22 protein-coding genes and 1 pseudogene are annotated in these 25776 nt (G+C 70.9%); 5 read left to right on the forward strand and 18 right to left on the reverse strand.

Annotation, left to right across the window (positions count from 1 at the left end; genetic code table 11):
* Window positions 1-46 precede the first annotated feature (46 nt).
* Both F1D61_RS26300 and F1D61_RS26305 read left to right on the forward strand, forming a co-directional pair.
* Window positions 47-1717: a histidine kinase famiy protein gene (locus tag F1D61_RS26300; RefSeq protein ID WP_246775537.1), complete on the forward strand. Its 1671-nt coding sequence runs from the start codon at window positions 47-49 to the stop codon at window positions 1715-1717.
* A 98-nt stretch (window positions 1718-1815) separates the two neighbouring features.
* A complete protein-coding gene (locus F1D61_RS26305; protein WP_203155078.1) occupies window positions 1816-3186 on the forward strand; it encodes an esterase-like activity of phytase family protein in 1371 nt (456 codons plus the stop codon).
* A 61-nt stretch (window positions 3187-3247) separates the two neighbouring features.
* On the opposite strand, the gene F1D61_RS26310 is transcribed toward F1D61_RS26305, so the two are convergent.
* The 3 genes and pseudogenes from F1D61_RS26310 to F1D61_RS26320 all read right to left on the reverse strand — a co-directional run bounded on the left by F1D61_RS26310 (window position 3248) and on the right by F1D61_RS26320 (window position 5254).
* Window positions 3248-3628 carry a putative hemolysin gene (locus tag F1D61_RS26310; protein ID WP_203155079.1) on the reverse strand — a complete coding sequence of 127 codons (381 nt, stop codon included), beginning with the start codon at window positions 3626-3628 and terminating at the stop codon, window positions 3248-3250.
* Window positions 3629-3831: 203 nt separating this feature from the next.
* Window positions 3832-4905 carry a quinone-dependent dihydroorotate dehydrogenase gene (locus tag F1D61_RS26315; protein WP_203155080.1) on the reverse strand — a complete coding sequence of 358 codons (1074 nt, stop codon included), beginning with the start codon at window positions 4903-4905 and terminating at the stop codon, window positions 3832-3834.
* Between the two features lie 2 nt (window positions 4906-4907).
* A pseudogene (locus tag F1D61_RS26320) lies at window positions 4908-5254 on the reverse strand (DUF952 domain-containing protein).
* A gap of 201 nt (window positions 5255-5455) precedes the next feature.
* Between F1D61_RS26320 and F1D61_RS26325 the strand changes: the two are divergent.
* Complete coding sequence (locus tag F1D61_RS26325) at window positions 5456-6082, forward strand: S24 family peptidase (protein WP_203155081.1); 627 nt, start codon at window positions 5456-5458, stop codon at window positions 6080-6082.
* 6 nt (window positions 6083-6088) lie between these two features.
* On the opposite strand, the gene F1D61_RS26330 is transcribed toward F1D61_RS26325, so the two are convergent.
* The 5 genes from F1D61_RS26330 to F1D61_RS26350 form a co-directional block, all read right to left on the reverse strand.
* On the reverse strand, window positions 6089-9619 hold the full coding sequence (locus F1D61_RS26330; protein WP_203155082.1) for a PAS domain-containing hybrid sensor histidine kinase/response regulator: 3531 nt from the start codon (window positions 9617-9619) through the stop codon (window positions 6089-6091).
* Window positions 9620-9712: 93 nt separating this feature from the next.
* On the reverse strand, window positions 9713-9886 hold the full coding sequence (locus F1D61_RS26335) for a metallothionein (protein WP_203155083.1): 174 nt from the start codon (window positions 9884-9886) through the stop codon (window positions 9713-9715).
* Window positions 9883-10224 (reverse strand): ArsR/SmtB family transcription factor, encoded by a 342-nt coding sequence (locus F1D61_RS26340; RefSeq protein ID WP_246775538.1) that lies wholly within the window; start codon window positions 10222-10224, stop codon window positions 9883-9885. The genes F1D61_RS26335 and F1D61_RS26340 overlap by 4 nt, the downstream gene beginning before the upstream one ends.
* A gap of 168 nt (window positions 10225-10392) precedes the next feature.
* Complete coding sequence (glgA, locus tag F1D61_RS26345) at window positions 10393-11892, reverse strand: glycogen synthase GlgA (protein ID WP_246776012.1); 1500 nt, start codon at window positions 11890-11892, stop codon at window positions 10393-10395.
* A 251-nt stretch (window positions 11893-12143) separates the two neighbouring features.
* Window positions 12144-13799 carry an alpha-amylase family glycosyl hydrolase gene (locus tag F1D61_RS26350; protein WP_432443179.1) on the reverse strand — a complete coding sequence of 552 codons (1656 nt, stop codon included), beginning with the start codon at window positions 13797-13799 and terminating at the stop codon, window positions 12144-12146.
* A gap of 631 nt (window positions 13800-14430) precedes the next feature.
* On the opposite strand from F1D61_RS26350, the gene F1D61_RS26355 reads away from it, so the two are divergent.
* Window positions 14431-16965 carry a glycogen/starch/alpha-glucan phosphorylase gene (locus F1D61_RS26355; RefSeq protein ID WP_203159285.1) on the forward strand — a complete coding sequence of 845 codons (2535 nt, stop codon included), beginning with the start codon at window positions 14431-14433 and terminating at the stop codon, window positions 16963-16965.
* A gap of 729 nt (window positions 16966-17694) precedes the next feature.
* Here the strand turns inward: F1D61_RS26355 and F1D61_RS26360 are convergent.
* From F1D61_RS26360 to F1D61_RS26375, 4 genes are all read right to left on the reverse strand, one after another.
* Entirely contained in the window at window positions 17695-18402 is a 708-nt protein-coding gene (locus tag F1D61_RS26360) for a transglutaminase-like cysteine peptidase (protein ID WP_203155086.1), read from the reverse strand.
* A gap of 244 nt (window positions 18403-18646) precedes the next feature.
* The gene (locus F1D61_RS26365; protein WP_203155087.1) at window positions 18647-19297 is read right to left on the reverse strand and encodes a transglutaminase-like cysteine peptidase; all 651 of its coding nucleotides are present in this window, start codon (window positions 19295-19297) and stop codon (window positions 18647-18649) included.
* A gap of 176 nt (window positions 19298-19473) precedes the next feature.
* Window positions 19474-19980, reverse strand: coding sequence for a xanthine phosphoribosyltransferase (gene gpt, locus F1D61_RS26370; protein WP_203155088.1), 507 nt, complete (start codon window positions 19978-19980; stop codon window positions 19474-19476).
* A gap of 7 nt (window positions 19981-19987) precedes the next feature.
* On the reverse strand, window positions 19988-20740 hold the full coding sequence (locus F1D61_RS26375) for a competence/damage-inducible protein A (protein WP_203155089.1): 753 nt from the start codon (window positions 20738-20740) through the stop codon (window positions 19988-19990).
* A 138-nt stretch (window positions 20741-20878) separates the two neighbouring features.
* On the opposite strand from F1D61_RS26375, the gene sfsA reads away from it, so the two are divergent.
* Window positions 20879-21586 carry a DNA/RNA nuclease SfsA gene (gene sfsA / locus F1D61_RS26380; RefSeq protein ID WP_203155090.1) on the forward strand — a complete coding sequence of 236 codons (708 nt, stop codon included), beginning with the start codon at window positions 20879-20881 and terminating at the stop codon, window positions 21584-21586.
* Between the two features lie 4 nt (window positions 21587-21590).
* Here the strand turns inward: sfsA and F1D61_RS26385 are convergent, their stop codons facing one another.
* The 6 genes from F1D61_RS26385 to F1D61_RS26405 all read right to left on the reverse strand — a co-directional run bounded on the left by F1D61_RS26385 (window position 21591) and on the right by F1D61_RS26405 (window position 25598).
* Window positions 21591-21983, reverse strand: coding sequence for a hypothetical protein (locus F1D61_RS26385; RefSeq protein ID WP_203155091.1), 393 nt, complete (start codon window positions 21981-21983; stop codon window positions 21591-21593).
* Window positions 21984-22207: 224 nt separating this feature from the next.
* Complete coding sequence (locus F1D61_RS26390) at window positions 22208-22834, reverse strand: hypothetical protein (protein ID WP_203155092.1); 627 nt, start codon at window positions 22832-22834, stop codon at window positions 22208-22210.
* Complete coding sequence (locus tag F1D61_RS26395) at window positions 22812-23327, reverse strand: c-type cytochrome (protein ID WP_246775539.1); 516 nt, start codon at window positions 23325-23327, stop codon at window positions 22812-22814. Before F1D61_RS26395 ends, F1D61_RS26390 begins: the two co-directional genes overlap by 23 nt.
* A gap of 58 nt (window positions 23328-23385) precedes the next feature.
* A complete protein-coding gene (locus tag F1D61_RS34460) occupies window positions 23386-23526 on the reverse strand; it encodes a hypothetical protein (RefSeq protein ID WP_246775540.1) in 141 nt (46 codons plus the stop codon).
* Window positions 23523-25154 carry a PQQ-dependent dehydrogenase, methanol/ethanol family gene (locus F1D61_RS26400; RefSeq protein WP_246775541.1) on the reverse strand — a complete coding sequence of 544 codons (1632 nt, stop codon included), beginning with the start codon at window positions 25152-25154 and terminating at the stop codon, window positions 23523-23525. Before F1D61_RS26400 ends, F1D61_RS34460 begins: the two co-directional genes overlap by 4 nt.
* An 87-nt stretch (window positions 25155-25241) precedes the next feature.
* On the reverse strand, window positions 25242-25598 hold the full coding sequence (locus F1D61_RS26405) for a copper chaperone PCu(A)C (protein WP_246775542.1): 357 nt from the start codon (window positions 25596-25598) through the stop codon (window positions 25242-25244).
* Window positions 25599-25776: the final 178 nt, after the last annotated feature.

The following is a 25776-nucleotide window of genomic DNA, read 5'->3' on the forward strand; positions in this document are numbered from 1 at the left end:
GGAAAGTCCCACCGGCAGGGTGGCGTATGGCGAGCCGGGTGGTGGCGTGAGCGAAGACGATCGGGCCGGAGCGCCGGAGCCGGAAGCCAGCCATTCCGCGGAGGCGCCGTCGCTGGCGCATCTCAAATCCGCGACGATCCGCGAGCCCGGTCTCGACGACCGCGGCAGCGTGTTCTTCGCGGCGATCGAGATGACCCGGATGCCGATGATCCTGACCGATCCCCGGCGGCCCGACAACCCGATCGTGTTCGCCAACCGGGCGTTCCAGGACCTCACCGGCTACACGCAGGCCGAGCTGGTCGGCCGCAACTGCCGCTTCCTCCAGGGGCCGGAGACCAGCCGCGAGACCGTCGCCGAGCTGCGCCAGGCGGTCGAGGAGCGCCGGGCGATCGCGACCGAGATCCTGAACTACAAGCGCGACGGCTCGCCGTTCTGGAACGGCATCTTCATCGGCCCGGTCTTCGACGAGGCCGGGGAGATCGTGTATTTCTTCGCCTCGCAGCTCGACGTGACCCGGCGCCGGGTGTCGGAGCAGGCGTTCCGCCAGGCCCAGAAGATGGAGGCGATCGGCCAGCTCACCGCCGGCCTCGCCCACGACTTCAACAACCTGCTCCAGGTCGTCTCCGGCAACCTCGAACTGGCGCGCAACTCCGTCACCCACGAGCGGGCCCAGCGCCAGCTCGCCAACGCCGCCGCGGCGGCGGAACGCGGCGCCAAGCTGACGAAGCAGCTCCTGTCCTTCGCCCGCAAGGCGCGCCTGGAGCCGCGCTCGCTCAACCTCAACGCCCTGGTGCTGGCCTTCGCCGAGGTCGCGGAGAGCACGCTCGGCAGCACCGTCTCGGTGCGCCTCGACCTGACGCCGCGGCTGCCGGCGGTCACGCTCGACCGCACCAACCTCGAGATGGCGCTCCTCAACGTGCTCATCAACGCCCGCGACGCGATGCCGAAGGGCGGCACGGTGACGATCTCGACCGGGACGATCCATCTCAACGGCAACGGCAAGGCCCGCAACCTGCCGCCGGGCGACTACGTGGCGCTCCGGGTGCGCGACGAGGGGGAGGGGATGCCCCCCCACGTGGCCGAGCGGGCGACCGAGCCGTTCTTCTCCACCAAGGGCCCCGACAAGGGAACCGGCCTCGGCCTCGCCATGGCGCACGGCTTCGTGCAGCAATCCCGCGGCCGGCTGGAGATCGAGAGCCGGCCGCACGAGAACGGCGCCGGCGGCACCGTCATCACGATGCTGTTTCCCTGCGGGAGCGCCGCCGCCGTCGAGGAGGAGCCCGCCGAGCGCAAGGCGGTGCTGCGGCGCGGCGACGAGACCGTGCTGGTGGTCGAGGACAGCGACGACGTGCGGGCGCTCGCCCGCGAATACCTCGAGAGCCTGGGCTACCAGGTGCTCGCCGCCCGCAACGGCGAGGAGGCCTTGGGCGTCCTGGAGCGCGAGGAGCGGATCGACCTCCTGTTCTCCGACATCGTGATGCCGGGCGGGGTCAACGGGCTGGTCCTGGCCAAGCGGGCCCAGTCGATGCGGCCCGACCTGCCGGTGCTGCTGACCACCGGCTACAACGAGGACCTGGTGGCGGAGGGGCCCGCCACCCCGACCATGGACGTGCTCGGCAAGCCCTACCGCAAGGCCGAGCTCGCCGACCGGATCCGCTCCGCCCTCGACCGCGGCGCCAAGCCGATGCCGGCCCCGGGCGACCCGCATCACGGCTGAGGATCGCGTCCGGGTCTCGCCGCAGGGCGGGCCGTGTCGTCACTTTGCCGACATGGATGATGCGCCAGAACGGCCGCGCCGTTCCCCGCGAGGATTCCATGCCGCGCCGTTCGCTTCTCGTCGTCACGCTGCTCATGTCGGGCGTCTCCGCCGTCCTGGCGCAGGCCCCGCAGGCCCCGCCTGCGCCCCGATCCTTTCCGGCGGCCCTTGCCGGCCACGCCCTTCTGCCGGCCGACGGCGTCGCGCCGCTGCCGGCGGATGTGCCCAGGGACCTCGCCACGCCGGGCAAGTTCACCACCGGCCGCCGGGTCGAGGCGGTCGGCACGGTCGAGGCGCAGTCGATGGGCCGCGCCACCAGCATGAAGCTGCCCCTGCGCGGCCAGCCGCTCCAGGGCCATTCCGGCATCAAGCACATGCCGGACGGCACCTACTGGGTGCTCACCGATAACGGCTTCGGCACCAAGGCGAACTCGCCCGACGCGATGCTGTACCTCAACCGTTACCGGATCGACTTCGGGACGGGCGGCGTCGAGCGGCTGGAGACGATCTACCTGCGCGATCCCGACCGGAAGGTGCCGTTCCGCATCGCCAACGAGGCGACGGAGAGCCGCTACCTCACCGGCAGCGACTTCGACCCCGAGAGCTTCCAGTTCGTCGGCGACCACATCTGGATCGGCGACGAGTTCGGACCGTTCCTGATCAAGGCCGACCGCAAGGGCAAGATCGAGGCGGTGGTCGATACCCAGGCTTCGGGCAAGCCCGTCCGCTCCCCCGACAATCCGGCGGTGACGACGCCCGCCGCGCCCGGCGGCGCGGTGGTCTTCAACGCCCGTCGCTCCAAGGGCTTCGAGGGCATGGCCGCCTCGCCCGACGGCAGCCGGCTCTACGCGCTTCTCGAAGGTCCGCTCTGGGACGCCGACGCCAAGGCGTTCGAGACGCAGGACGGCCGCACGGTCCTGCGGATCCTGGAATTCGACACCAAGGCCGAGACCTGGACCGGCCGGTCCTGGTTCTATCCGCTCGAGCAGGCCGGCAACGCCATCGGCGACTTCAACCTGATCGACGGCACGACCGGCCTCGTCATCGAGCGCGACGACGGCGAGGGCACCGCTGACCGGGCCTGCCCGGCGGGACAGAAGGGGCCGGACTGCTTCTCGGTGCCGGCCCGGTTCAAGCGCGTCTACAAGATCGAGATGACCGACGGAAACCAGGGCGGTCCGGTCCGCAAGATCGGCTTCGTCGACCTGATGCGCATCGCCGACCCGGCCGGAAAGGCGCGCAAGCCCCTCACCGACGGCGCGCTCGCGATGCCGTTCTGGACGATCGAGAACGTCGACAAGGTGGACGACACCCACATCGTCGTCGGCAACGACAACAACCTGCCGTTCTCGGCGAGCCGCGACCCGCATCGGGTGGACGACAACGAGTTCGTGCTGCTGGAGGTGGGGGAGTTCCTGAAGGCGAAATAGGAACGGGCGCCCCGCATCCCGGGTGAGGTGCGGGGCGCTCGACCGAAGGCTCGATCCGCGTTCAGCGCGATGGCCGTTGCGAGCCGCGGAACAGCGTCCACTCCTCGACGACGCGCCCGTCGGGCAGGTGGCAGAAACCGGCCGTTCCTTGCCGATTCCGGCGCGTCTCGAGGCTCCCGCCGACCGATTCGCAATACACCGACGCGGGATTTCCGGCGCCTCCGACGAGCTTCTTCCGGTTCGCGCTGCGGAACAGCTTCCATTCCTCGACGACGCGCCCGTCGGGCAGATGGCAGAGGCCGACCGTTCCCTGCCGACCCTCACGCATCTCGAGGCTCCCGCCGACCGATTCGCAATAGGCCGAGGCCGGGTTGCCCATGGCCCAGGCCTGGGGCGCACCGGCGGCGACGGTGAGCAGGGCGGCGGCGATCAGTGACCTCACGGCTTTCTCCATGTCCCCGGGGCGCTGCCCCGTGTCCGAGGAAGACTAGGCCGATGCGATGAACCGGCGGTGACGCTGGGGCATCCCGTCGGTCCGGTGCTCCGGCCTTGCCGCCTGGGACGGCGCCCGATCGCGCCGCGACCGGACGCGGGAGGTCGGTCGTCCGGCAGGGTCCTCGGGACAGGGGCCTCGGGACCGGCGCCTCACGCCGAGCGCGCCAGCTCCGCCGCATCGCGCCCGACGACGTCCGCCAGGCTCCGCAGCCCCTCCGCCTCGATCCGGCGCACCAGCCCGGCCTTGATCTCCTCGACCAGGCCCGGGCCGGCATAGACCAGCGCCGAGTAGAGCTGCACCAGGCTCGCGCCGGCCCGGATCTTGGTCCAGGCGGCCTCCGCCGAATCGATCCCGCCGACGCCGATCAGCGGCAGCGCGGTTCCGACCCGCAGGGACGTCTCGGCAAGCAGGCGGGTCGAGGGCGAGAAGAGCGGCCGGCCGGACAGGCCGCCGGTCTCTCCCTTGGCCGCCCCCGCGAGGCTCGCCGGCCGGGCCACGGTGGTGTTGGAGACGACGAGCGCGTCGACGCCGCGGCGGCGCGCGGTGGCGGTCATCGCGTCGAGGCCGTCGAGGCTGATGTCCGGGGCGATCTTGAGCAGGACGGCGGTGCCGGCATCCGCTTCGTTACGGGCCGCGACCACCCGGGCGAGGAGGTCGTCGAGGAACGCCTCGCCCTGGAGGTCGCGCAGGCCCGGCGTGTTGGGCGAGGAGACGTTGACGGTGATGAAGTCGACGAGCCCCGCGAGGCCCCGCGTGCAGGCGACGTAATCGGCGATGCGGTCGGTCGCCTCCTTGTTCGCCCCGATATTGACCCCGACGATGCCCGGCCGGCCGCGGCGGGCCTCGAGGCGGGCGCGCACCACGGCCAGACCCTCGCTGTTGAGGCCGAACCGGTTGATCACCGCCCCGTCCTCCGGCAGCCGGAAGACCCGCGGGCGCGGGTTGCCCGGCTGGGCCTGCGGCACCACCCCGCCGACCTCGACGAAACCGAAGCCGAGCCCGAGCAGCGCGTCCGGCGCCCGCGCGCCCTTGTCGAACCCCGCCGCCAGCCCGACGGGATTGGGGAAGCGGCGCGATAGGACGGTCACGCCGAGGCGCGGGTCGTCGGCGGGCGGGCGGCGCACGGGAAGGCGCGCGAGGGCCCCCATGGTCAGGCCGTGGGCGGTCTCGGCATCGAGGGCCTGCAGCACGGGGCGGACGAGCGGGAAAACGGCCGAGAGCACGATCAACCTCCTGCCAGATCCGGGAAGACATGGACGCCGTCCGCCCCGAGCGGCAGCGCCGCGACGTGCCGGACGGCGGAGAGCGGCAGCGGGCCGTAGAGATGCGGGAACAGGGCGCCGCCGCGGGACGGCTCGTAGCGCAGGGCCTTCCCCAATGCCTCCCCGTCGATCGCGATCAGGAGTAGGTCGTCCTGCCCGGCGAAGTGCCTGGCGGCGGTCTCGGGGCCTGCGCGGCGGTCGAGAAGTGGATGAAGCCGTCCGCCAGGTCGACGGGGGAGCCGTCGAACCGGCCGGCCGCCTCGGCGTCGCGCCACAGGGCGGCCGGGCAAATCTTGTAGATCAGGGTCATGGGTGGATCGGGGTCCTGGATGGATCGGGGTCCTGGGTCGATCGGGGGCCTGGGCGCCGCTTGCCGCTCCGGCGTGGTCGAGGGCGAGCGATAGCGGGCCCGGGATGGACCGGCAACGCCCGTTGCCTTTCGGTGAGGGTTGGGTACTTTACATTTGTTAGTTCGGTGGTGAACACCGCCCCGCGTCGAGCCAGGTCTTCCATGCTGTCCCACGAGCGGATCTGGTCCGCGATCGATCACCTCGCCGAACGCAACAACCTGACCGCCTCGGGCCTTGCCAAGCGCGCGGGGCTCGACGCGACGAGCTTCAACCGCTCGAAGCGGGTGAGCCCGGACGGGCGCAAGCGCTGGCCCTCGACCGAATCGGTCGCCAAGATCCTGGCGGCCACCGGCGCCACCCTCGACGATTTCCTGCGCCTGATCGAGCCGCGACACCCGGACGCCCGCATCGCGGTGCCGCTGTTCGGCAGCGAGAGCGCGGCCGTCCAGCTCGGCCCCAACGGCCTGCCGGGCAACGGCAGCGTGATCGAGGAGGTGGCGCTGCCGGGCCTCGGGCCGGACCGCTGCTTTGCCATCGAGGTGCGGAACGGCATCCTGGCACCGCTCTACCGGGACGGCGACGTGCTGGTGGTCTCCCCCACCGCGGCGATCCGCCGGGGCGACCGGGTGATGACCTGCCTGGATGGCGGCAACATCCTGGTCGCCGAATTGAGGCGGCGCACTCCCCGGGCGGCCGAGCTCAGCGGGACGGTTCCCGGCGATCCGGACCGGATCGTGCCGACCTCCGAGATCACCTGGATGGCCCGGGTGATGTGGGTCCGGCACTGACCCGATCTACTCCGCGGCCGCCCTCTGGTCGCGCCACCGGGTCAGCAGGGCGCGCAACGCGGCCGGCTTGAGCGGCTTGCTCAGGACCTGGACCCGCTGGGCGCCCGCCGCGTCGCGCACGTCCGGCGAGCGGTCGGCGGTGAGGAGCACCGCCGGGATGTCGGCGGCGAGCGCCGCCCGCAGGCCGGCGATCAGGTCGAGGCCGGTGCCCTGGTCGAGGTGGTAATCGGCCACGATCACGTCGGGGCGGACCTGCCCGCCGAGCACCAGGGCCAGGGCCTCGCTGAGCGAGCCGGCGGTGTGGAGGGCGCAGCCCCAGCTTCCGACGAGCACCCGCATCCCGTCGACGATCGCCGGCTCGTTGTCGACCGCCAGCACCGTCAATCCGGCGAGCGGCACGGTGGCGGGGCGCGGCGCCTCGCCCTGGATCTCGACCACCGGCCGCAACGGGGCGCCCGGCACGGCGACGGAGAAGGCCGAGCCGCGGCCGGATTGCGAGGCGAGGCTCACAGGGTGGTCGAGGAGCCGCGCGGTGCGGTCGACGATCGACAGGCCGAGGCCGAGGCCGCGGGCGACCCGCGCGCCCTGGTCGAGGCGCTGGAACTCGCGGAAGACCAGCTTCTGCTGCGCCGCCGGGATGCCGAGCCCGGTATCCAGCACCATCAGCACCACCCGGTCGCCGCGGCGCCGCGCGCCGACGAGCACGCGTCCTTTCGGCGTGTACTTGATGGCGTTCGAGACCAGGTTGTGCAGGAGCCGGCGCAGCAATTGCCGGTCGGAGCGCAACGCCAGGGACGAGGGCATCACCGTGAGCCTCAGGCCCTTCTCCTGCGCCATCGGGCCGAATTCGCGCTGGACCTGGCGGAAGAGCTCGGAGACCCGCACGATCGAGAGCTGCGGCTGCAACGCCCCGGTATCGAGGCGCGAGATCTCGAGGAGCGCCGTCAGGATCTCCTCGACGGCGTCGAGGGAGGCGTCGACGTTCTCGGCCAGCGTCGGGTCGGTGCAGCGGTCGCGCTCCACCAGGGCGCTGGCATAGAGCCGGGCGGCGTTGAGCGGCTGGAGGATGTCGTGGCTGGCCGCCGCCAGGAAGCGGGTCTTCGAGGCGTTCGCCTCCTCGGCCTCGGCCTTGGCGCGGGTCAGCGCGGCGTTCAGCCGGGTCAGCTCCTCGGTGCGCTCGCGCACCCGCGACTCCAGCTCCTCGTTGAGGCGGGTGCGGGCCTCCTCGGCGGCGACCGAATCGGTCACGTCGGTATAGGTCGCGACCACGCCGCCATTGGGCAGGAGGTTGGCGCGGATCTCGATCACCCGGCCGCTCGGATGCAGGCGCAGGCGCTGCGGCCCGGATTCGAGCCGGAAGGCGGCGATGCGCTCACGCACCAGGGTGTCGGCGTCCCGCGCCCCGTAGGCGCCCCGGCCGGCATTGAAGCGCACGATCGCCTCGAGCCCGATGCCGGTCTGGATCATGTCGGGGGGCAGGTCGTAGAGGTCGGCGAAGGCCCGGTTCCAGACGATCAGCTTCATCTCGCGGTCGAAGACCGTGATGCCCTGCTTGGCGTGGTCGAGCCCGTGCTGGAGGATGTCGCGGCTGTACTGGAACGCCGCCGAGGCGTCGTCGAGGAGCTTGAGCGCCGCCTTGGGCGAGACGTTGCGCCGGCGCAGGAGCAGCGACAGGGCGAGCCTGGCCGAGGAGGCGCCGATCGCCGAGGCTAGCAGGTGCTCAGCATGGCGCAGTTCGGGCAGGCCCGCCACCGCGTCGTCCCGCGGGGGCCCGCTTCCCTGGCCCTGCGCGAAGTCCTCGAAGGCCCGCACCGCCCGCTCCTCGCCGAGGAAGCGGGCCACCGTGGCGCGCAACTCGCCCAGGGTAACGGCGCTGCGGAACAGCCGGAAGCTCGGCGTGCCCGGCCCCGCCTGGTGCCCGAAGGCCTCGGCCTGCAGGCGCTCGATCGCGCTCGGCCCGCGCAGCAGCGAGAAGCCGACATAGGCCAGCGTGTTGAGGCCGAGGCTCCACAGCGTGCCGTGGACGAGGCGGGGGAAGTCGTCGAGACCCATCAGGGCCGTCGGGCTCAAGGATTCGATGCCGAACGGCCCGTCCGCGATCAGCGAGGCGCCCCAGCCGTCCCCGGTGACGAGGCTCGGCAGCAGCAGGGTGTAGAGCCAGACCGCGAAGCCGACGGTGAGCCCCGCGGCGGCGCCCAATCCCGTGCCGCGGCCCCAGTAGAGCGCGCCGATGAAGGCCGGGGCGATCTGGGCCACCGCCGCGAAGGACAGGAGCCCGATCGAGGCGAGCGCCACCTCGCCGGCGACCCGCGAATAGGCATAGGCCACCAGCACCACCGCGACGATGGCGATGCGGCGTACCACCAGCACGTAGCCGCCGAGATCCGGGGAGGCGGGCTCGGGCGACGGCACCGCGCCGGCCACGAGGTTGCGCCGGCGCAGGGCCACCGGGATGACGAGGTGGTTCGAGATCATGATGGCGACGGCGACCGATTCGACGATCACCATCGCGGTCGCCGCCGAGAGGCCGCCGATGAAGGCGACCAGCGCGATGCCGTCGGCCCGCTCGTGCAGGGGAAGTGCCAGCACGGTCATGTCGCGCTGCACCGTCCCCTCCGGGAACAGGGCGAGGCCGGCGAGCGCCAGCGGCACCACGAACAGGTTGATGAGCACGAGGTAGAGCGGGAAGGTCCAGGCCGACCGCCCGACATCGGCGACCGCGCGGTTCTCCACCACCGCCATGTGGAACTGACGCGGCAGCAGCAGCACGGCCGCCGCCGAGAGCAGGGTCTGGACGATCAGCGTCGAGGGACCCGAGCTCTGGCCGGCGAGCGTTCCGAGGCCGTGCACCGCGCTCGAGGCTTCCGGCAGGTCGCGCAGCATCCAGCCGACCACGAAGCCGCCGACGGTGAGGAAGGCGATGAGCTTGACGAGGGATTCGAGCGCCACCGCCAGCGTCAGCCCGTCCTGGTGCTCGGTGGCGTCGGCGTGGCGGGTGCCGAAGGCGACCGCGAAGCCGGCGAGCACCAGGGCCACGAACAGGCCGAGATCGCCCAGCATCCCGGCCGGCGCCCCGACCCCGTCGGTGGCGGTGAGGAAGACCTGGAGCGAGGCCGCCACCGCCCGCAACTGCAGGGCTATGTAGGGCACCGCGCCGACCACCGCGATCAGGCAGACGAGCGCGGCGATGCGCTCGCTCTTGCCGTAGCGGGCAGCGATGAAGTCGGCGATCGAGGTCGAGTTCTGGGCCTTGGCGATCCGCACCACCCGGGCGACCAGCCGGTGGCCGAGGCCGATCACCAGGACCGGGCCGACATAGATGGTGAGGAAGTCGAGGCCGGCATGGCTCGCGAGGCCGACCGAGCCGAAGAAGGTCCAGGAGGTGCAGTAGACCGCGAGCGACAGGGCGTAGATCGTCGGCCGCACCCGTGCGTCGCGCATCAGGGTCCGCCCGGCCACGTCGCCCCAATGGGCCACCGCGAACAGGGCGCAGATATAGACGAGGGCCGCCAGCACCACCGTCCAGCCCGCGATCATCGGCTCATCCATCCCCGGCCCGGGGGTCCCGGGCGTTGCGCATCCCCGGGGCTTTAGAGCATGTGGGGGGCGTAATCACGCCCCCGACCGGCGTCAGCCGTGGCAGGCGCAGCCGGCGTGGTCGCAGCCGGCATGGTGGGGATGGCCCTCGGCGCATTCCTCGCAGCAGAAGGCCTTGCCGTCACGGGACACGGCCTTCGCCGCGGACACCTCGCAGACGCAATCCTCGCAGGCGCACTTCACGGTCTCGTTGGTCGGGCTGGTCATGGATCCGGTTCCTCGTCGTGGTCGTGATGGGGGTGGCCGTGCTCGTGCGGCTCGGTGAGGTGGGCGACCATGTTGCGCAGCACGTCGCGCACGTGATCGTCGTCGATCGCGTAGGCGACGTTCCGGCCGTGGCGCACTGCGCGCAGGATGCGGGCGGTGCGCAGCAGGCGCAGGTGATGCGAGGTCAGCGATTGCGACAGGCCGAGGGCCTCGCCGATCTCGCCGACGGTGCACGCCGTCTCCAGGCAGGCCAGCACGATGCGCAGGCGGTTCGGCTCGCCGAGGAGCCGGAAGACCTCCGCCACATCCGTGACCTGCTCGGGCGACAGGGGCCGCACGCCGGTTCTCTCCTCAACACATGAACACGTGCTCATATGTTCATGACGCTAGGGGAGATGTCAAGGCCGGCCTCCGGAACGCGAACGACCCCGCGGCGCCGGTGGCGCCGCGGGGTCGAGGAAACGAGCGAGCGAGGCCGCGTCGCGCGGCGCGAAAACCGGCCCCGTTCAGGCCACCGCGCGCCCGCGCATCAGATCGGCCCCGTTGCCGACCGCCCGGGTATAGAGCGAGGAATAGCTGTCGGCGGCCCGGTCCCAGCCGAACTCACGGGCCATGGCGTTGCGCCGCATGGCGCCGAGGCGCCGCTTCGACGCGAAGGTGTCGAAGGCGCGGCGGATCGCGCCGCTCAGGCCCTTGAGCGAGGCCTCGCCGAACAGGAAGCCGGTGACGCCGTCCTCGACGGTGTCGGCCAGCCCCCCGGTGCGGTGGACGATCGGCAGCGAGCCGAAGCGCTGGGCGTACATCTGGGCAAGGCCGCAGGGCTCGAAGCGCGACGGCATCAGCAGGAAGTCGCTGCCGGCGAACATCCGGTGGGCGTCGGTCTCCTCGAAGCCGACCCGCACCCCGACCGCGCCGGGATGGCGCCGGGCGAGATCGAGGAAGGCGGCCTCGAAGCGCGGCTCGCCCTGGCCGGTCACCACGAGCTGGCCGCCCTCGGCGACGATCGACTCGGCGGCGGCCAGCGTCAGGTCGACGCCCTTCTGGTGCACGAGGCGCGACACGATGGCGAAGAGCGGCCCGCGCGAGACGCCGAGCCCGAAGCGAGTCCGCACCGCGTCGGCATTGGCGCGCTTGCCCTTCCAGTCGTCGGGCTCGAACCGGGTGGCAAGGTGGGGATCGGTGCGGGGATCCCAGCTCTCGTCGATGCCGTTGAGGATGCCGGCGAGCCGGCCCTGATGGGCGCGGGTGCGCAGCAGGCCGTCGAGGCCGCAGCCGAATTCCGGCGTCGTGATCTCGTGGGCGTAGGTCTCGCTCACGGTGGTGACGTGCGAGGAATAGTACAGGCCCGCCTTGAGGAAGGACAGCTTGCCGTAGAACTCGACCCCGTCGATGTGGAAGGCGCTCTCCGGCACGCCGAGGCGGCCGAGATTCTCCCACGGGAACAGGCCCTGATAAGCGAGGTTGTGGATGGTGAGCACGGTCGGCGTGCGCAGGCCCCGCCAGGCCAGGTAGGCCGGCGCCAGGGCCGTCTGCCAGTCGTTGAGATGCAGCAGGTCGGCGCGCCAGTCCGGATCGACGCCCTGCGCCAGTTCGGCGGCCGCGAGGCTGAGGCGGCCGAAGCGCAGGTCGTTGTCCGGGAAGTCGACGCCCTGGTCGCCGTAGGGCGAGCCGTCGCGCTCGTAGAGGCCGGAATTCAGGATGATGTAGACCGGCAGGCCGTCGCCGGTCTCGATCAAGCCGAGGTCGCAGGGGGGCATCTCGGCGCTGCCGGCGAGATGGGCCACCACGGTCATGTCGGGGTGGCGCTCGACGACCTGGCGGTAGCCGGGGATCAGGATGCGGACGTCGTAATGCTGGCGCAGGGCCCGGGGCAGGGAGGCCGCGACCTCGCCAAGGCCGCCGGTCTTCACGAAATCCGCCATCTCGGGCGTCGCGTAGAGGATCCGCGGCTTGAGCGAGCCGCGCAGACCCTCGACGGCGTCCCGCGGGGAGCCGCCGGACGGCATTGCCGGCGCGAGGGAAGCCGACCGTGCCGACGCCGCAAATGTCATGAAAGAGCCCCCACGCCGCGAGCCGGACGAATCACGAGCGGACGATTCCGCGGCGTACCGCCACGACAACGCGCCATTCCCGCCTCGGTTCCATTGCACTGCACAATATCACGATCGGCGGAAGCGGCAAGACAAAATAGATTAATCGAAAGCTAAAATTCCAGCTTTCGCCGCTTCCCGAAGCTGTGCCGCGTCCCGTCCGGAGCTTAGGCGGGTAAAGCCCGGCTGCGGCCGCCGGCCGCCGGCGCGTGCCGGAGCAGCACCAGGGCCTCGTCTGCCGCAAGTGCGAAATGCCCGTCCTGCGGGCCCTCGCCGCGCCGTCCGCCGGCACTCGACAGCAGCACCTCCCAGTCGCAGTCGGACGGCGCCTCGGTCGTGCAAGCCTCGTGCCCGAAATTGAGCGCGACCCGGATCACCTCGTCGCCGTGCAGGCGCTCGTAGACGAGGACGTCTCCCGAGGCCGACACCGCCCGGTAGGCGCCGATGCCGAGGGCCGGGTGCTCGCGTCGCAGCGCGATCAGGCGGCGGTGCAGCGTCAGGATCGAGGTCGGGTCGTCGCGCAGGGTCTCGACGTTGCGGGTCTGGGCCTGGGGATCGAGGGGCAGCCAGGGCTCGACGGTGGAGAAGCCGGCCTGCGGCCCGGGCGCCCACTGCATCGGGGTGCGTTCCGGGTCGCGGCCGCGACCCGGCTCGTTGTGCTCCCAGGGGTCGCGCACGCGCTCCAGCGGGATCGGCACCCGGCCCAAGCCGATCTCGTCGCCGTAATACAGCGTCGGCGTGCCCCGCAGGGTCAGGAGCAGCACGGCCGCCACCCGGGCCTGCGCATCGCCGACCCGGGCGGCGATGCGGGGCTGGTCGTGGTTGCCGAGCACCCAGTTCGGCCATCCGCCCACGGGCAGGGCCGCCTCGTACTCGGCGATGAGCCGCGCCACCGATTCGGCATGCCAGGGCGTCTGGATCAGCTGGAAATTGAACGGCAGATGCGCCCCCGACAGGTCGGTGCCGTAATAGGCGACCAGCCGTTCCAGCGGCAGGTAGATCTCGCCGATCAGCACCCGTGCCTCGTATTCCTCCAGCACCGCCCGCATCTCGGCGATGACATCCATCACCTCGGGCTGGTCGGCGGAATGGATCTGGAGCAGGCGGTTGATCTCGGGCTCGCCGGCGACGTAATCCGGGTTGACCGGGTTGTCGCGAAGCGCCTCGTCCTTCATCAGGTGCCAGATCACGTCGACCCGGAACCCGTCGACGCCGCGGTCGAGCCAGAAGCGCAGCACGTCCATCATCGCGGCGCGCACCTGCGGGTTGCGCCAGTTCAGGTCCGGCTGCTCGCGCAGGAAGGCGTGGTAGTAGTATTGCCCGGTCGCCGGATCGAGGGTCCAGGCCGGGCCGCCGAAATTGCTGATCCAGTTGTTCGGCGGACCGCCGTCGGGGCCGGGATCGCGCCAGATGTACCAGTCGCGCTTCGCGCTGTCGCGCGAGGCCCTGGCCTCGCGGAACCACGGATGCTCCTGCGAGGTGTGGTTCGGCACGAAATCCATGATCACCCGCAGGCGGCGGCGATGCGCCTCCGCCACGAGCGCGTCGAAATCGGCGAGCGTGCCGAAGAGCGGGTCGATGTCGCAGTAATCCGAGACGTCGTAGCCGTAATCGGCCATCGGCGAGCGGCAGACCGGCGACAGCCACACCGCATCGACCCCGAGCCAGGCCAGGTAGTCGAGCCGTGCCGTGATGCCCCGAAGGTCGCCGACGCCGTCGCCGTTCGTGTCCTGGAACGAGCGCGGATAGACCTGGTAGACGAGGCCCGCCTTCCACCACAGCTCGCCGGCCAGCAGGGTTGCGGGCTTCGCGTCCTCGGTCATGCGGGGCTCCCGGGCGGCGCCGCATTGGGCGCAATTGAGTTTGACACAGGGGGTTGAGCGACCGGGCGGCCGGCCTTATAGGGACGCCCGCGGCATTGGCTCCCCCGAGGGAAGCCGTCTCGCCGCACCCGGTTCCCGCGGCCCTGCGCGCGGGGCCTCAGGCGTGGCAAACCTGCATCACCGGTGGCCACGACACCATGATGACGTCGCCGGCATGGTGGGAGGCCTCGCGCCTCGTGCGTGCCGGGAGGTCCCGCGGCCGATTCGCCGGAAGAGCGACGCCCTGCCGCCGGAAGGTCAGACACCGGAAGGTCGGATCCCGGCGCGACCCTGCCCCGACGGTTGGCCATTCCCCAAGGGCATGGCTTAATCCTAAGGTCCGGCCTGCGGGCGGCTCCGAAAGCGTTCACACTCGCTTCAGGCCGCTTCGCCAAAATCAAGTCTCGTTTCCGTGAGACGTGTCGGGACAGCAACACGGCGTCAGTCATAACGCTCAAGCTTCTCCCGGCGTCTCGACATCGCCGTCCCACAGCCACACGATGCTGCCGTGGCCAAAGGTTTGCTGCACAGCACGCGACGCGAGATCGCGCTGCAGCAACACGAGACCTGCGGCAGGGAAGGGGGTTCCAAGGTGCTCAACGAATTTCTTCTGTCCGGTCGCCAGCGCGACGAGGCTCCCCGCGAGGCGCAAGCGCCGCAGGATGCCGAGACGGCGCGCTCCTGGATGCCGCAGGCCGCGCCCGCCGCGCCGGCGGGCGACGAGGTCACGGTGATGCGCACCGCGATCCTCGCCAAGCTCGCCTATGCCCTGGGCAAGACGCCCGCGACGGCGCGCGACCGCGACTGGTTCGTCGCCACCGCCCTTGCCCTGCGCGACCGGGCGGTCGCCGCCAGCGCCATCTCGGCCGGGATCGTGCCGGTCAAGCGCGTGCATTACCTCTCCCTCGAATTCCTGATCGGGCGCCTGCTCTCCGACGCGATGGGCAATCTCGGCGTCGCCGAGACCGTGCGGGCGGCGCTTGCGGGCCTGAACGTCGATCTCGACGCGGTGGCGGGCGCCGAGCCCGACGCGGCGCTCGGCAATGGCGGCCTCGGGCGGCTCGCCGCCTGCTTCATGGAGAGCATGGCGAGCCTCGCGATTCCCGCCTACGGCTACGGCATCCGCTACGATCACGGCCTGTTCCGTCAGCTGATCGAGGACGGGGTCCAGCGCGAGGTGCCGGAGACCTGGCTCGCCGAGGGCAACCCCTGGGAGTTCGAGCGGGCGGACGCCGCCTGCGAGGTCGGCTTCGGCGGCGACGTCGCCATGAGCGTCCAGCCCGACGGGACGCTGCGCCGGGTCTGGCGCCCGGCCGAGACCGTGCGCGCCGTGCCCTACGACACCCCGGTGATCGGCCGTGGTGCCAAGCACGTCAACGCGCTGCGCCTCTGGGCCGCCCGCGCGCCGGAAGCGATCGATCTCGCCCGCTTCAATGCCGGCGACCATGTCGGCGCGGTCGCCGACCGCGCCCGGGCCGAGGCAATCTCGCGGGTGCTCTATCCCAGCGACGGCACGCCGGCCGGCCAGGAGCTGCGCCTGCGCCAGGAATTCTTCTTCACCTCGGCCTCGCTCCAGGATCTGGTGCGCCGCCACGTCGTCGAGCGCGGCGACCTGCGCTCGCTGCCCGACCATGCGGCGATCCAGCTCAACGACACCCACCCGGCCATCGCCGTGCCGGAGCTGATGCGGCTCCTCGTCGACCTGCACGGCATGGCCTGGGAGGATGCCTGGTACGTCACCACGCAAACGCTCGGCTACACCAACCACACCCTGATGCCGGAGGCCCTGGAGACCTGGCCGGTGGAGCTGATGGAGCGGCTGCTGCCGCGCCACATGCAGATCATCTACCTGATCAACTGGATGCACCTCGAGGAGGTGTCGAAGCACGGCAGCTCGCCCGAGCACCTCGCCGAAGTGTCGCTGATCGACGAGAGCCACGGCAAGCGGGTCCGCATGGGCCATCTCGCCTTCCTCGGCGCGCGCCGGGTCAACGGCGTCTCGGCGCTCCATACCGAGCTGATGCGCCAGACGGTGTTCGCGCCGCTCCACGTCCTCGACACCGACAAGATCGTCAACAAGACCAACGGCATCACCTTCCGGCGCTGGCTCCACAACGCCAATCCGGGCCTCACGGCGCTCGCCGTCGAGGCGGTCGGCGCGAAGGTGCTCGACGATCCGCGCCACCTCGAGGGGCTCGCCGCCTTCGCCGACGATGCCGGCTTCCAGGCGCGCTACGCGGCCGTGCGCCGTGAGCGCAAGGAGGCGCTCGCCCGCGTCGTCGAGGATCGCACCGGCATCACGCTCGATCCGGAGGCCCTGTTCGACGTCCAGATCAAGCGCATCCACGAATACAAGCGCCAGCTCCTCAACATCCTGGAGACGGTCGCGCTCTACCAGGCGATCAAGGCCGAGCCGCACCGCGACTGGACGCCCCGGGTCAAGCTCTTCGCCGGCAAGGCCGCGCCGAGCTACCATCAGGCCAAGCTGATCATCCGGCTCGCCAGCGACGTGGCCAAGCGCGTCAATGCTGATCCGGACGTGGCCGGGCGCCTGACCGTGGCCTTCGTGCCGAACTACTCGGTGAGCCTCGCCGAATCGATCATCCCGGCCGCCGACCTCTCGGAGCAGATCTCGACCGCCGGCCTGGAAGCCTCGGGCACCGGCAACATGAAGCTGGCGCTGAACGGCGCGCTCACCATCGGCACGCTCGACGGCGCCAATATCGAGATCAAGGACCATGTCGGTCCCGACAACATCTTCATCTTCGGCCTCGACGCGGCCGGCGTCCAGCGCACGCAGAGCCAGCCGGGCTACGCCTCACGGGCCATCGCGGCCTCGCCCCGCCTGCGCGGCGCCCTCGACATGATCGCCGCCGGCGGGTTCTCGCCCGGCGAGCCGGGCCGCTTCCGCCCGCTGGTCGACGAGCTGACCCACGGCGACCGCTTCCTGCTCACCGCCGATTTCGACGATTACTGGCGGGCGCAGCGCGAGGTCGATGCCGCCTGGCGCAAGCCCCGGACCTGGTGGCGCTCGGCGATCCTCAACACGGCGCGGACCGCGTGGTTCTCGTCCGACCGGACGATGCGGGACTATGCCGAGGAGATCTGGCGGGTGCGGGTCGGCTGAGCCCGCCTGACCGTTTGACGAAGAAAGAAGCCCCGCGGCGCGAGCCGCGGGGCTTCTTTTTTCGGAACGAGGACGCCGGCCCTTCGGCACCCCTCCCGTCGGCCCCGGGCTCGCCGAAGGCGGGAATCCCGGCCGACCAGGGAGATGCCGGCAGGTACGACGGCAGCGGATCGATGCGATCGCTCGATCCGGCCTTGCCGCGCAGGAAGGCAGGGCCGATCGGCGCGGCGGACGCATCGCCCTTCGTCGCGAGCAGTCCGCGATCGAGGGATGCGGGCGATACCCGTCGCGTCCTCATCTTCTGCGGGAATGCCGGCCCTCGCGGTCCACGCCGCCCCGGCAGCCGAATGGCGGCGAACCAGCCTTCCACCTGCCCCGTCCGGCGACCGATGGGGACTCGCGCGTCCCACCGGGGCTTCGCTCGTCTCGATGCGCGTCAAGCCGGAGGTACCCGACGACGACGGCCCGGGCGGGCACAGGCTCACACCCGAGGTCCGGCGGCGGTGGGGCGCACCGACGAAGCGCCCGATGGGTTCGGGACGATCTCGCGGCACGATCACGGGGACGAGGCGCAGGCCCGAATGACGGCCGCTTTGGCCCGGACGGACCACGGGGACAGGGCGCGGCGCGACTATGCAGGAGATCCCGATCCCCTTGCGCCGCGCGCCGGCTTCGGGCCGAGGGGGCATCCGGCCGAGGATGCCCTGTCCTGGATCCGGGTGGCCCGGATCAGCGGTTCGCGGTCGTGACCGGCGAGATGATGCCGTTCAGCGCCACCCAGGCGAGACCGTCCTGGCCCTCGCGCTTCACGTAGGTGTAGCCGGTGCGCTGCCAGGGCAGGATCGCGTTGGTCTTGTTGTCGAGGATGTAGTCGCCGCGGTCGGTGCGGACCATCAGCACGGCGTGGCCTTCGCCGATCTCGTCGATGACCACGGTCATCCGCAGGGCGCGGCGGGCGAGGCCCCGCTCCACCAGCATCCGGCGCTTGAGGAGCTGGTAATCCTCGCAATCGCCCATGCCGTCGTCGGGAAAATCCCAGCGGTCGACCACGCCCCAATGGTCCTGGTCGATCATCGGCCGGATGCGGCCGTTGACGCGCCGGTTCACCGCGGTCAGCGTGCGCCAGAGGGCCGGCGTCATCGTCAGGGTGGCCGGCTCTTTCGTATCGACGGCGCATTCCGCCGGGTAGCGGTTGCAGAAATCGGTCCAGGCGCTCACGGGCTTTGCCGCCCCGCCGCGCTCGATCGCCACGCTGGCATCGGGCAGGGCCGCCAGGGTCTGGGTCTGCCCCTGCGTCGTCGCGCCGCCGATCAGCAGCAGCGTGCCGAGAAGTCCTAGCTGCGCCGCCCGGACGCCACGCTTCAGGAGGCCCTGGCGATCGACATGCCGCGCATCGACATGGCTCGCCCGGCCGAGGCCGTCCAACACTGCCCGCATCGCCCCATCGACTCTTCGCTTGGTTCTTGCATCCAAGCTGCCACGGGGCCGGGCGGCACTCAACCGAAAAATTTAAACCCTGGTAAACGCCCCTGCCGCACTTTGGTTCCAATTCGATACGCAGATTCTTTGGCTGATTCGGCGGATCACGCGCTGTCCGGGCGATCACCGCGCGATGCGGCAAGCCGCCTCGCCCAGGCGCCGCACGGGCTGGCGACCCGTGTACCGGAAGGACGCTCCCGGATCACCGGTTGGCGGTGACGGTCGGGGCGGTGGCACCGCCGAGCGACACCCAGGCGGTGGCGTCCTGCGATTCGCGCTTGATGAAGGTATAGCCGGTCTTGTGCCAGGGCAGCACGGCGCTGGTCTTGTTGTCGAGGACCAGATCGCCGCGGTCGGTGCGCAGCATCAGCACGGCGTGGCCCTCGCCCTTCTCGTCGATCACCACGGTCATCCGCATCGCCCGGCGCGGCAGGCCGGCCTGGGCCAGCAGCTTGCGCTTGAGGAGCTGGAAATCCTCGCAATCGCCCGAGCCGTCCTCGGCGAGGTCCCAGCGGTCCGGCACGCCCCAATGCTCCTGGTCGGTGACCGCGCGGAGCGAGGTGTTCACCTGGCGGTTGATGCCGCTGACCGTCTGCCACAGCCGCGGGGTCAGGGTGACCTGGGCCGGCTCGCTGGCATCCACCGCGCATTCCGAGGCGTAGCGGGCGCAGAACTCGACCCAGCCGACGATCGGGCGGGCATGGCCGAGATCCGGGGCGCCTGCGCTCGGCAGGGGGAGGGCGGCCAGCGTCTGGGCCGCCGCCTCGTCGGTCCGGCCCGACACGAACGCCGCCGAGAGCATCGCCACGCCGACCAGAACCCGCTTCACCTGGTGCCCGAAACCCGTGGTCATCTGCGCCATCCCCTTCGTTAGGAAGGAGAATGGCGCCCCACCTGCTCGGCCGCGCTGAAATGGATCTGCGCAATTTTATCGATCTGGCCGTCGTCGCGAGGCCCCCGCGGACAGGGCCAAGACCTCGCTCAACTGATCCGGCGAATGTGCCGGATCGCGTTAGCGAGGTGAATACCTTAACCGGACGTTCCGGGCTGGATCGGCGCCTGGTAGGACAGGCCCATGTCCCACGGGAAGTAGATCCAGGTGTCCTGGCTCACCTCGGTGACGAAGGTGTCGATCAGCGGACGCCCGGCGGGCTTGGCGTAGACGGTGGCGAAATGCGCCTGGGGCAGCATGGCGCGCACCACCTGGGCGGTCTTGCCGGTGTCGGTCAGGTCGTCGAGGACGAGCACGCCGCGGCCGGAGCCGTCGCCGATAGCGCGGATGCTCGGCGCCACGTCCTTGAGCACGTGGAGGGCGCCCTGCTCCTGGTAATCGTGGTAGCTCGCCACGCACACGGTCTCGACGAGCCGGATGCCGAGCTCGCGCGCCACGATCGCCGCCGGCACCAGCCCGCCGCGGGTGATGCAGACGATGGCCTCGAACGGGCCGGCGCCGGCGAGCCGCCAGGCGAGCGCCCGGGCATCGCGGTGGAACTGGTCCCAGGAAACGGGAAAAGCCTTGTCGCTCGGGGCAGCCATCGTATCCTCAGTTCCGTTCGGCCTGCAGGCGCGCGATCAGCGCCTCGATCTCGGTGCGTGCAGCGGTCAGCGCCTCGGGCTCGCGCCCGCGCACGACGATCTGGTTGCGGAATCCTGCCGGCGTCATCGACGGGTAGGAGCCGATCGAGACGCCGGGATGGGCTTTGGCGATGGAAGCGAGCCCTTCGGCGTAGCCGCCCTCCGGCAGGTTGCCGGCCTCGATCGTCTCGGCGGCGACCCGCGCGCCGGTCTTCAGCCGCGGGGCGACCGAATCGAGCATCGCCTGCATGATCGAGGGCACGCCCGCCATCACGATCACGTTCTCGATCATGAAGCCCGGCGCCTTCGAGATCGGGTTCTCGATCAGCGCGGCGCCGAACGGGATGCGGGCCATGCGCAGGCGGGCCTCGTTGAGGTCCTCGGGCTTGATCCGCTCGAGCAGCATCGCCTTCGCTCGCGGATCGACGTCGATCCCGACGCCGACGGCCTGTGCCACGCAATCGGCGGTGATGTCGTCGTGGGTCGGCCCGATGCCGCCGGTGGTGAACAGGTAGGTGTAGCGGGTGCGAAGCGCGTTCACCGCCGCCACGATCTCCTCGGCCACGTCCGGCACCACCCGCACCTCGCGCAGGTCGATGCCGGAATTGGTCAGGTACTCGGCGATGTAGCCGATGTTCTTGTCCTTGGTGCGTCCGGACAGGATCTCGTCGCCGATGACCAGAATGGCGGCCGTGACCGGGACGGGGCTGGCGTCAGACATCGCGTGTCCTCGTGACCGCCCCGCGACGGGGGCAACAGGGTTGATGCCCGCCTTATCGCGGCCTCCCCCGAGGCTCAAGCGTGACACCCCGGCTCCCGCCGGTTAAGCGCCGGGAATGCCCACCGAAACCGCTTCCTCATGCGCTTCCCCGGCCCGCTGACCGAAGGCCGGCTGGTGCGCCGCTACAAGCGCTTCCTCGCCGATGTCGAACTCGCCGACGGCACGCTCGTCACGGCGCATTGCGCCAATCCGGGGGCGATGCTGGGGCTCGTCGAGCCCGGCCGGCCGGTCCTGCTCTCGGCCTCCACCAACCCGGCGCGCAAGCTCGCCTGGTCGTGGGAGCTGGTCGAGGCGGATCTGCCGGGCGGGCCGCAATGGGTCGGCATCAACACGGCGCGGCCGAACGCCCTGGTGGCCGAGGCTTTTCACGATGGACGCCTGAAGCCGCTCGCCGGCGCCACCTCCTGGCGGGCGGAGGTGGCCTATGGCCGGGCGAGCCGGGTCGATTTCCTCGCCGGCGACGCCGCCGGGCCGATCCATGTCGAGGTCAAGAACTGCCACCTGATGCGCGAGCCCGGCCTCGCCGAGTTCCCCGACTGCGTCGCCGCCCGCAGCGCCCGCCACATGGACGAGCTCGCCGAGGTGGTGCGCCAGGGCGGCCGCGCCCTGGTGATCTGGGTGGTGCAGATGCGGGCCGACCGCTTCGCCGTGGCGGGCGACCTCGACCCGGGCTTTGCCGCCGCGTTCCGGCGCGCGCGGGAGGCCGGGGTGGCGGCCCACGCCTTCACCTGCCGGGTCGATGCGACCGAGGTGACGATCGGGACCGAGATCCCGATTGTCGGATGAGGCTCTACCAGCGGCCGGGGCCGGGCTCGTCGTCCCAGTGCCGGTGGCGGTGCCAGGGCGGCGGGCCGCCCCAGCGCGGGCCGTCGCGGTAGCCGCTGTCCCGATATCCCGGGCTCTCGTCGCAGACCCGGACCCGGCGCACCACCTCGTCGCCATAAGGGTCGATGCGCCGCTTGACGAAGACGCGGCAGGCCTCCGGACCTTGAACGACGGGGCCTCGTACGACCGGCCCTTGCCCGAAGCGCGGCGGGGGAGGCGGGGGTGCCGGCGACGGCTCGGGCCAAGCGCCGCGGTTCTCGAAGCGGGGCGGCGGGTCGTCGTCGAGATCGGCTGCGGCGACCGGGCCGGCGAGGGCGAGGAGCGCGAGGCTGCCGAGGATGAAGGAGCGCGCGGTCATGGCGGGCGACTCTGGGCTGAGACGGCCGGGCGGTGGCGACCGCCGGCATGTCGCCACACTCGCCCAGCCGCGTTGAACCGCGGCTGAAGCCGCCGTTGTCGAACAGTCAGCTAGTCGGACGCCGGCCCCGACGGGGGCACGCGACGCGCGTCGGGATACGGGGTGGGCCTTCTCCTCTTCCCGGGGCAGCCTTTTGCCCGCAGGTCGAGGAGAATCCCCGGTCCCTACTTCGTCGCCGCCACCACGATCCGCGTCCGGCTGATGAAGGCGCGCGGGTCGGCGCCCTGATGGCCGTAGAGGTCGCGGGTCACCGTGACGCTCTTCGGCCCCAGGGCCTTGCGGCACTCCTCCTTGACGAAGGTCTCGCCGAGCGGGGTCTCGTCGCCGGTGGGCTTGCCCTCGGCGCAGGTCCAGCCGTCGTCGCCCCAATGGCTGCGGGCCTGGAGGCCGAGGAGGTGGCCCTTCTTGCGCAGGTAGAGCGGCACCGCGTCGTCGGTCTCGATCACCAGCCCGTCGACCCGGGCGTCGTCGCCGACGAGCAGCGTCAGGCGCGCCGGATGCCCGGCGACCCGGGTGCCGTTGCGGGTGGTGCCGTCGGCGTAAGCAAAGCCGATCGCGTGCAGGCCCTTGGCATCGGCCGGGCAGGCGCGCCAGTCGCTCCAGGCCGCGAGCGTGCGCGCCGGGCCCTCGCGGCAGGCGAGGTCGCCGTAGCCGGTCCTTGAGATCTCCGAGACCGGCATCCCGACCCGCAGGTCGCGCAGGTCCGCGACCTCGGGACCGGCGGCGAGCGCCGGCCCGGCGCAGAGGAGGGCGGCCAGGACCGCGAGATCAGTGCGAGACGGTCGGCGCATCGGAGCCCTCCTTCTTGCGGTAGACGTCGCAGGCCCGGGAGGTCGTTCCGAAGAAGGCGGTGCATTCCTCGAAGGTCGGCTCGCCCTTGCCCTTGAGCTGGGTGACGACATACGTCGCCACCGCCTCGATCTCCGCCGGGCGTAGGAAGACCGCCGTCTCCGGCGGCATGTTGCCGGCCATGTCGGCCTTGAGCGAATCGTAGCACTTCACCGAATCGTAGGCGCCGCGCAGGTGGTAGGGCATGCCGGTGCCCGGCCGGCCGCAGCGCACCACCTCGGCAACCTGATCCTTGTCGAGCTGCGTCTTGCGCAGAGACAGGGCCTCGCCGCCATAGCCGCCCCCGCCGCCGCCATGCCACTTGTGGCAGCCCGAGCAGGCCTTCTTGAACACCGCGAGATCGCCCTCGCCCGCGGCGGTCCGGGCGCCCTGCGCCCAGGCCGGAGAGGCGAGCGCGAGGCCGGCGAGCACCACCGGCAGCATCGTTTTCCGCATCCGTCAAAACCTCGTGCGCGGCGGGGCGCCGCGGCGCCCCGCCTGGAAGGATCCCGCTTCAGAGCGCGAAGACGTAGAGCATCGAGCCGGTCTGGATGTTCTTCAGCTCCGGGGTCGAGTCGATGAACCACTTGTCCCAGGCGCCGCCGAGGCCGACCAGGATCGCAACGTACTGCTTGCCGTCGACCGTGAAGGTCATCGGGGGGCGTTGACGCCGCTGCCGGTGCGGAACTCCCACAGCTTGTCGAGGCTCTTGGCATCGAGCGCCATCACCCCGCCGCCGGGCTCGCCGGTGAAGACGAGATCGGGTGTGGCCAGCATGCCGCCGAGCAGCGGGAACTGGGTCTCGTGCTTGCCGGCGACCTTGCCGGTCTTCACGTCGATCGCCGTCACGCTGCCGGTGATCCGGAACGGCTGGCTCGGCCCGCCGCCGGTGAAGAACTCGCGGGGTTTCAGGTTCGCCTGCGTCATCGCCTCATGGGTGACGCGGTTGCAGCTCTCGATGACCGGGATGTACCAGTATTGCAGGTTCGGGTTGTAGGCGGTCGGTGGCCAGTTCTTGCCGCCCATGTTGCCCGGGCAGAAATCGGCGTTCTTGTTCTCGGCGCTAGGAGTCGCCGCCGGGTTGTAGCGCTGCACGTCCTTGTTCGGGTCGTACTCGAACGGCTTGCCGGTATCGGGGTTGATGCCCTTGGTCCAGGTCACCTTCTTGACGAAGGGCGTCGCCCAGACGAACTGGCCGTTGGTCCGGTCGACCGCGTAGGCGTGGCCATTGCGGTCGGCCTCGATGGCGAGCTTGCGGCCATTGGCATCGACCAGCAGGTTCTCCGACACGCTGTCATAGTCGTAAGGGTCGTTCGGCGTGTGCTGGAAGTGCCACTTGATCTTGCCGGTCGTGGCATCGAGGGCGAGCGTCGAATCGGTGTAGAGGTTGTCGCCGGGCCGGTAGGCGTTGTCCCAGTCCGGGCCCGGATTGCCGACGCCCCAGACGATCGTGTCGGTGTCGGGATCGTAGGTGCCGGTGACCCAGGTCGAGCCGCCGCCGCTGACCGCCGCGTTGTTCGGCCCCTTCCAGGTCTCGGAGCCGGGCTCGCCCTTGCCCGGGATGGTGTGGGTGCGCCAGACCTCCTTCTCGGTCTTCAGGTCGGTGGCGGCGATCCAGCCGCGGATGCCGTATTCGGCCCCGCCGACGCCCGAGATCGCCAGGCCCTTCACGATCAGCGGCGCGCCGGTGATGGTCTCGCCCTTGTCGGGATCGGCGACCTGGCGCTGCCAGGCGACCTGGCCGGTCTCCTTGTTGGTGGCGATCAGCCGCCCGTCGAGGGTGTGGCTGACCACGAGGTCGCCCCAGAGCGCGACGCCGCGGTTGTTGACGCCGCAGCAGGCGACCGCGCCGGCCCATTCCCGGTCGGTCTTCGGGTCCATCTTCCAGACGAGCTTGCCCTCGCCGCCATGGGTGTCGATCTTGTAGACCGAGCCCCAGCCGTCGGTGACGTACATCATGCCGTTCTCGACGATCGGCGTTCCTTCGAGCCCGCCATGGCTCCAGATGCCGCCGGATTCGATGCCGCCGAGCGCCATCGTCCAGGCGACCTTGAGGCCCGTGACGTTGCCCTTGTTGATCTGGTTCAGCGTCGAGTAGCGGTGGCCGGCGAAGTTCTTGTGGTGCTGGATCCAGTTGCCCTCCTCCTTGTCGGCGTTCAGCAGGCGCTCCTGCGTGACGCCGCCCTCGGCGGCGAGCGCCGGGGGAACGGACGGGGCGCCGGCCATCAGGGCGGCGAGCGAGGTCGCGGCGAGGATGCGCCGTGCCGTGCGGGACGTCGTCATGGGTGTCTCCTCCGGTGGGCCCTTTGATGTGTCGTCGCCTCGGCATGGGCCGTTTCACAGCCGGGCATCTTTTTTAGGCTTTTATTCCTAATTCGCGGCGCGGACCTCGACCGGTACCTCCATGGCGCCGGCCTTGCGGAAGCTCGCCGAGCAGGAGAAGCGCTCGCCCGCCACCAGCGGCTGCCGGGTCTGGAGCAGCATGACGTGCATGCCCTCCGGGGTCAGGGCGGTCTCGCCCGCGGCCTTGACGGCGATGGTCTGGACCGGGCGTTTCGAAGGCGGGCCCTCGCCGCCCTTGTCGACCGTGACCCGCTCGCTGAAATTCGCGAAGGGGCAGCGGAAACGCACCAGGGCATCGGCCTCGGCGGCGCGGTTCATCACCGTCAGGTGGAGCGGGATGTCGGACCCGACTTTCTCGGTGGGCGCCACGAAGGCGTGCACCACGTCGATGTCGCCGGCAAGCGCCGGGACACATCCGAGAAACGAGGCAAAGGCCACGCTCGCGGCACGATGTCGGAAATAAACGATTCGCGTCATCAGCGGCATGGCGTGGCCGTGATGGCGTGACCGGGCGACATGGATGCTGGCATCCACTCTCCTCCCTCTTGCGTCAGCTTCGCCT

Source organism: Methylobacterium aquaticum (assembly GCF_016804325.1).
In the GTDB taxonomy this organism is placed as follows: Bacteria; Pseudomonadota; Alphaproteobacteria; order Rhizobiales; family Beijerinckiaceae; genus Methylobacterium; species Methylobacterium aquaticum_C.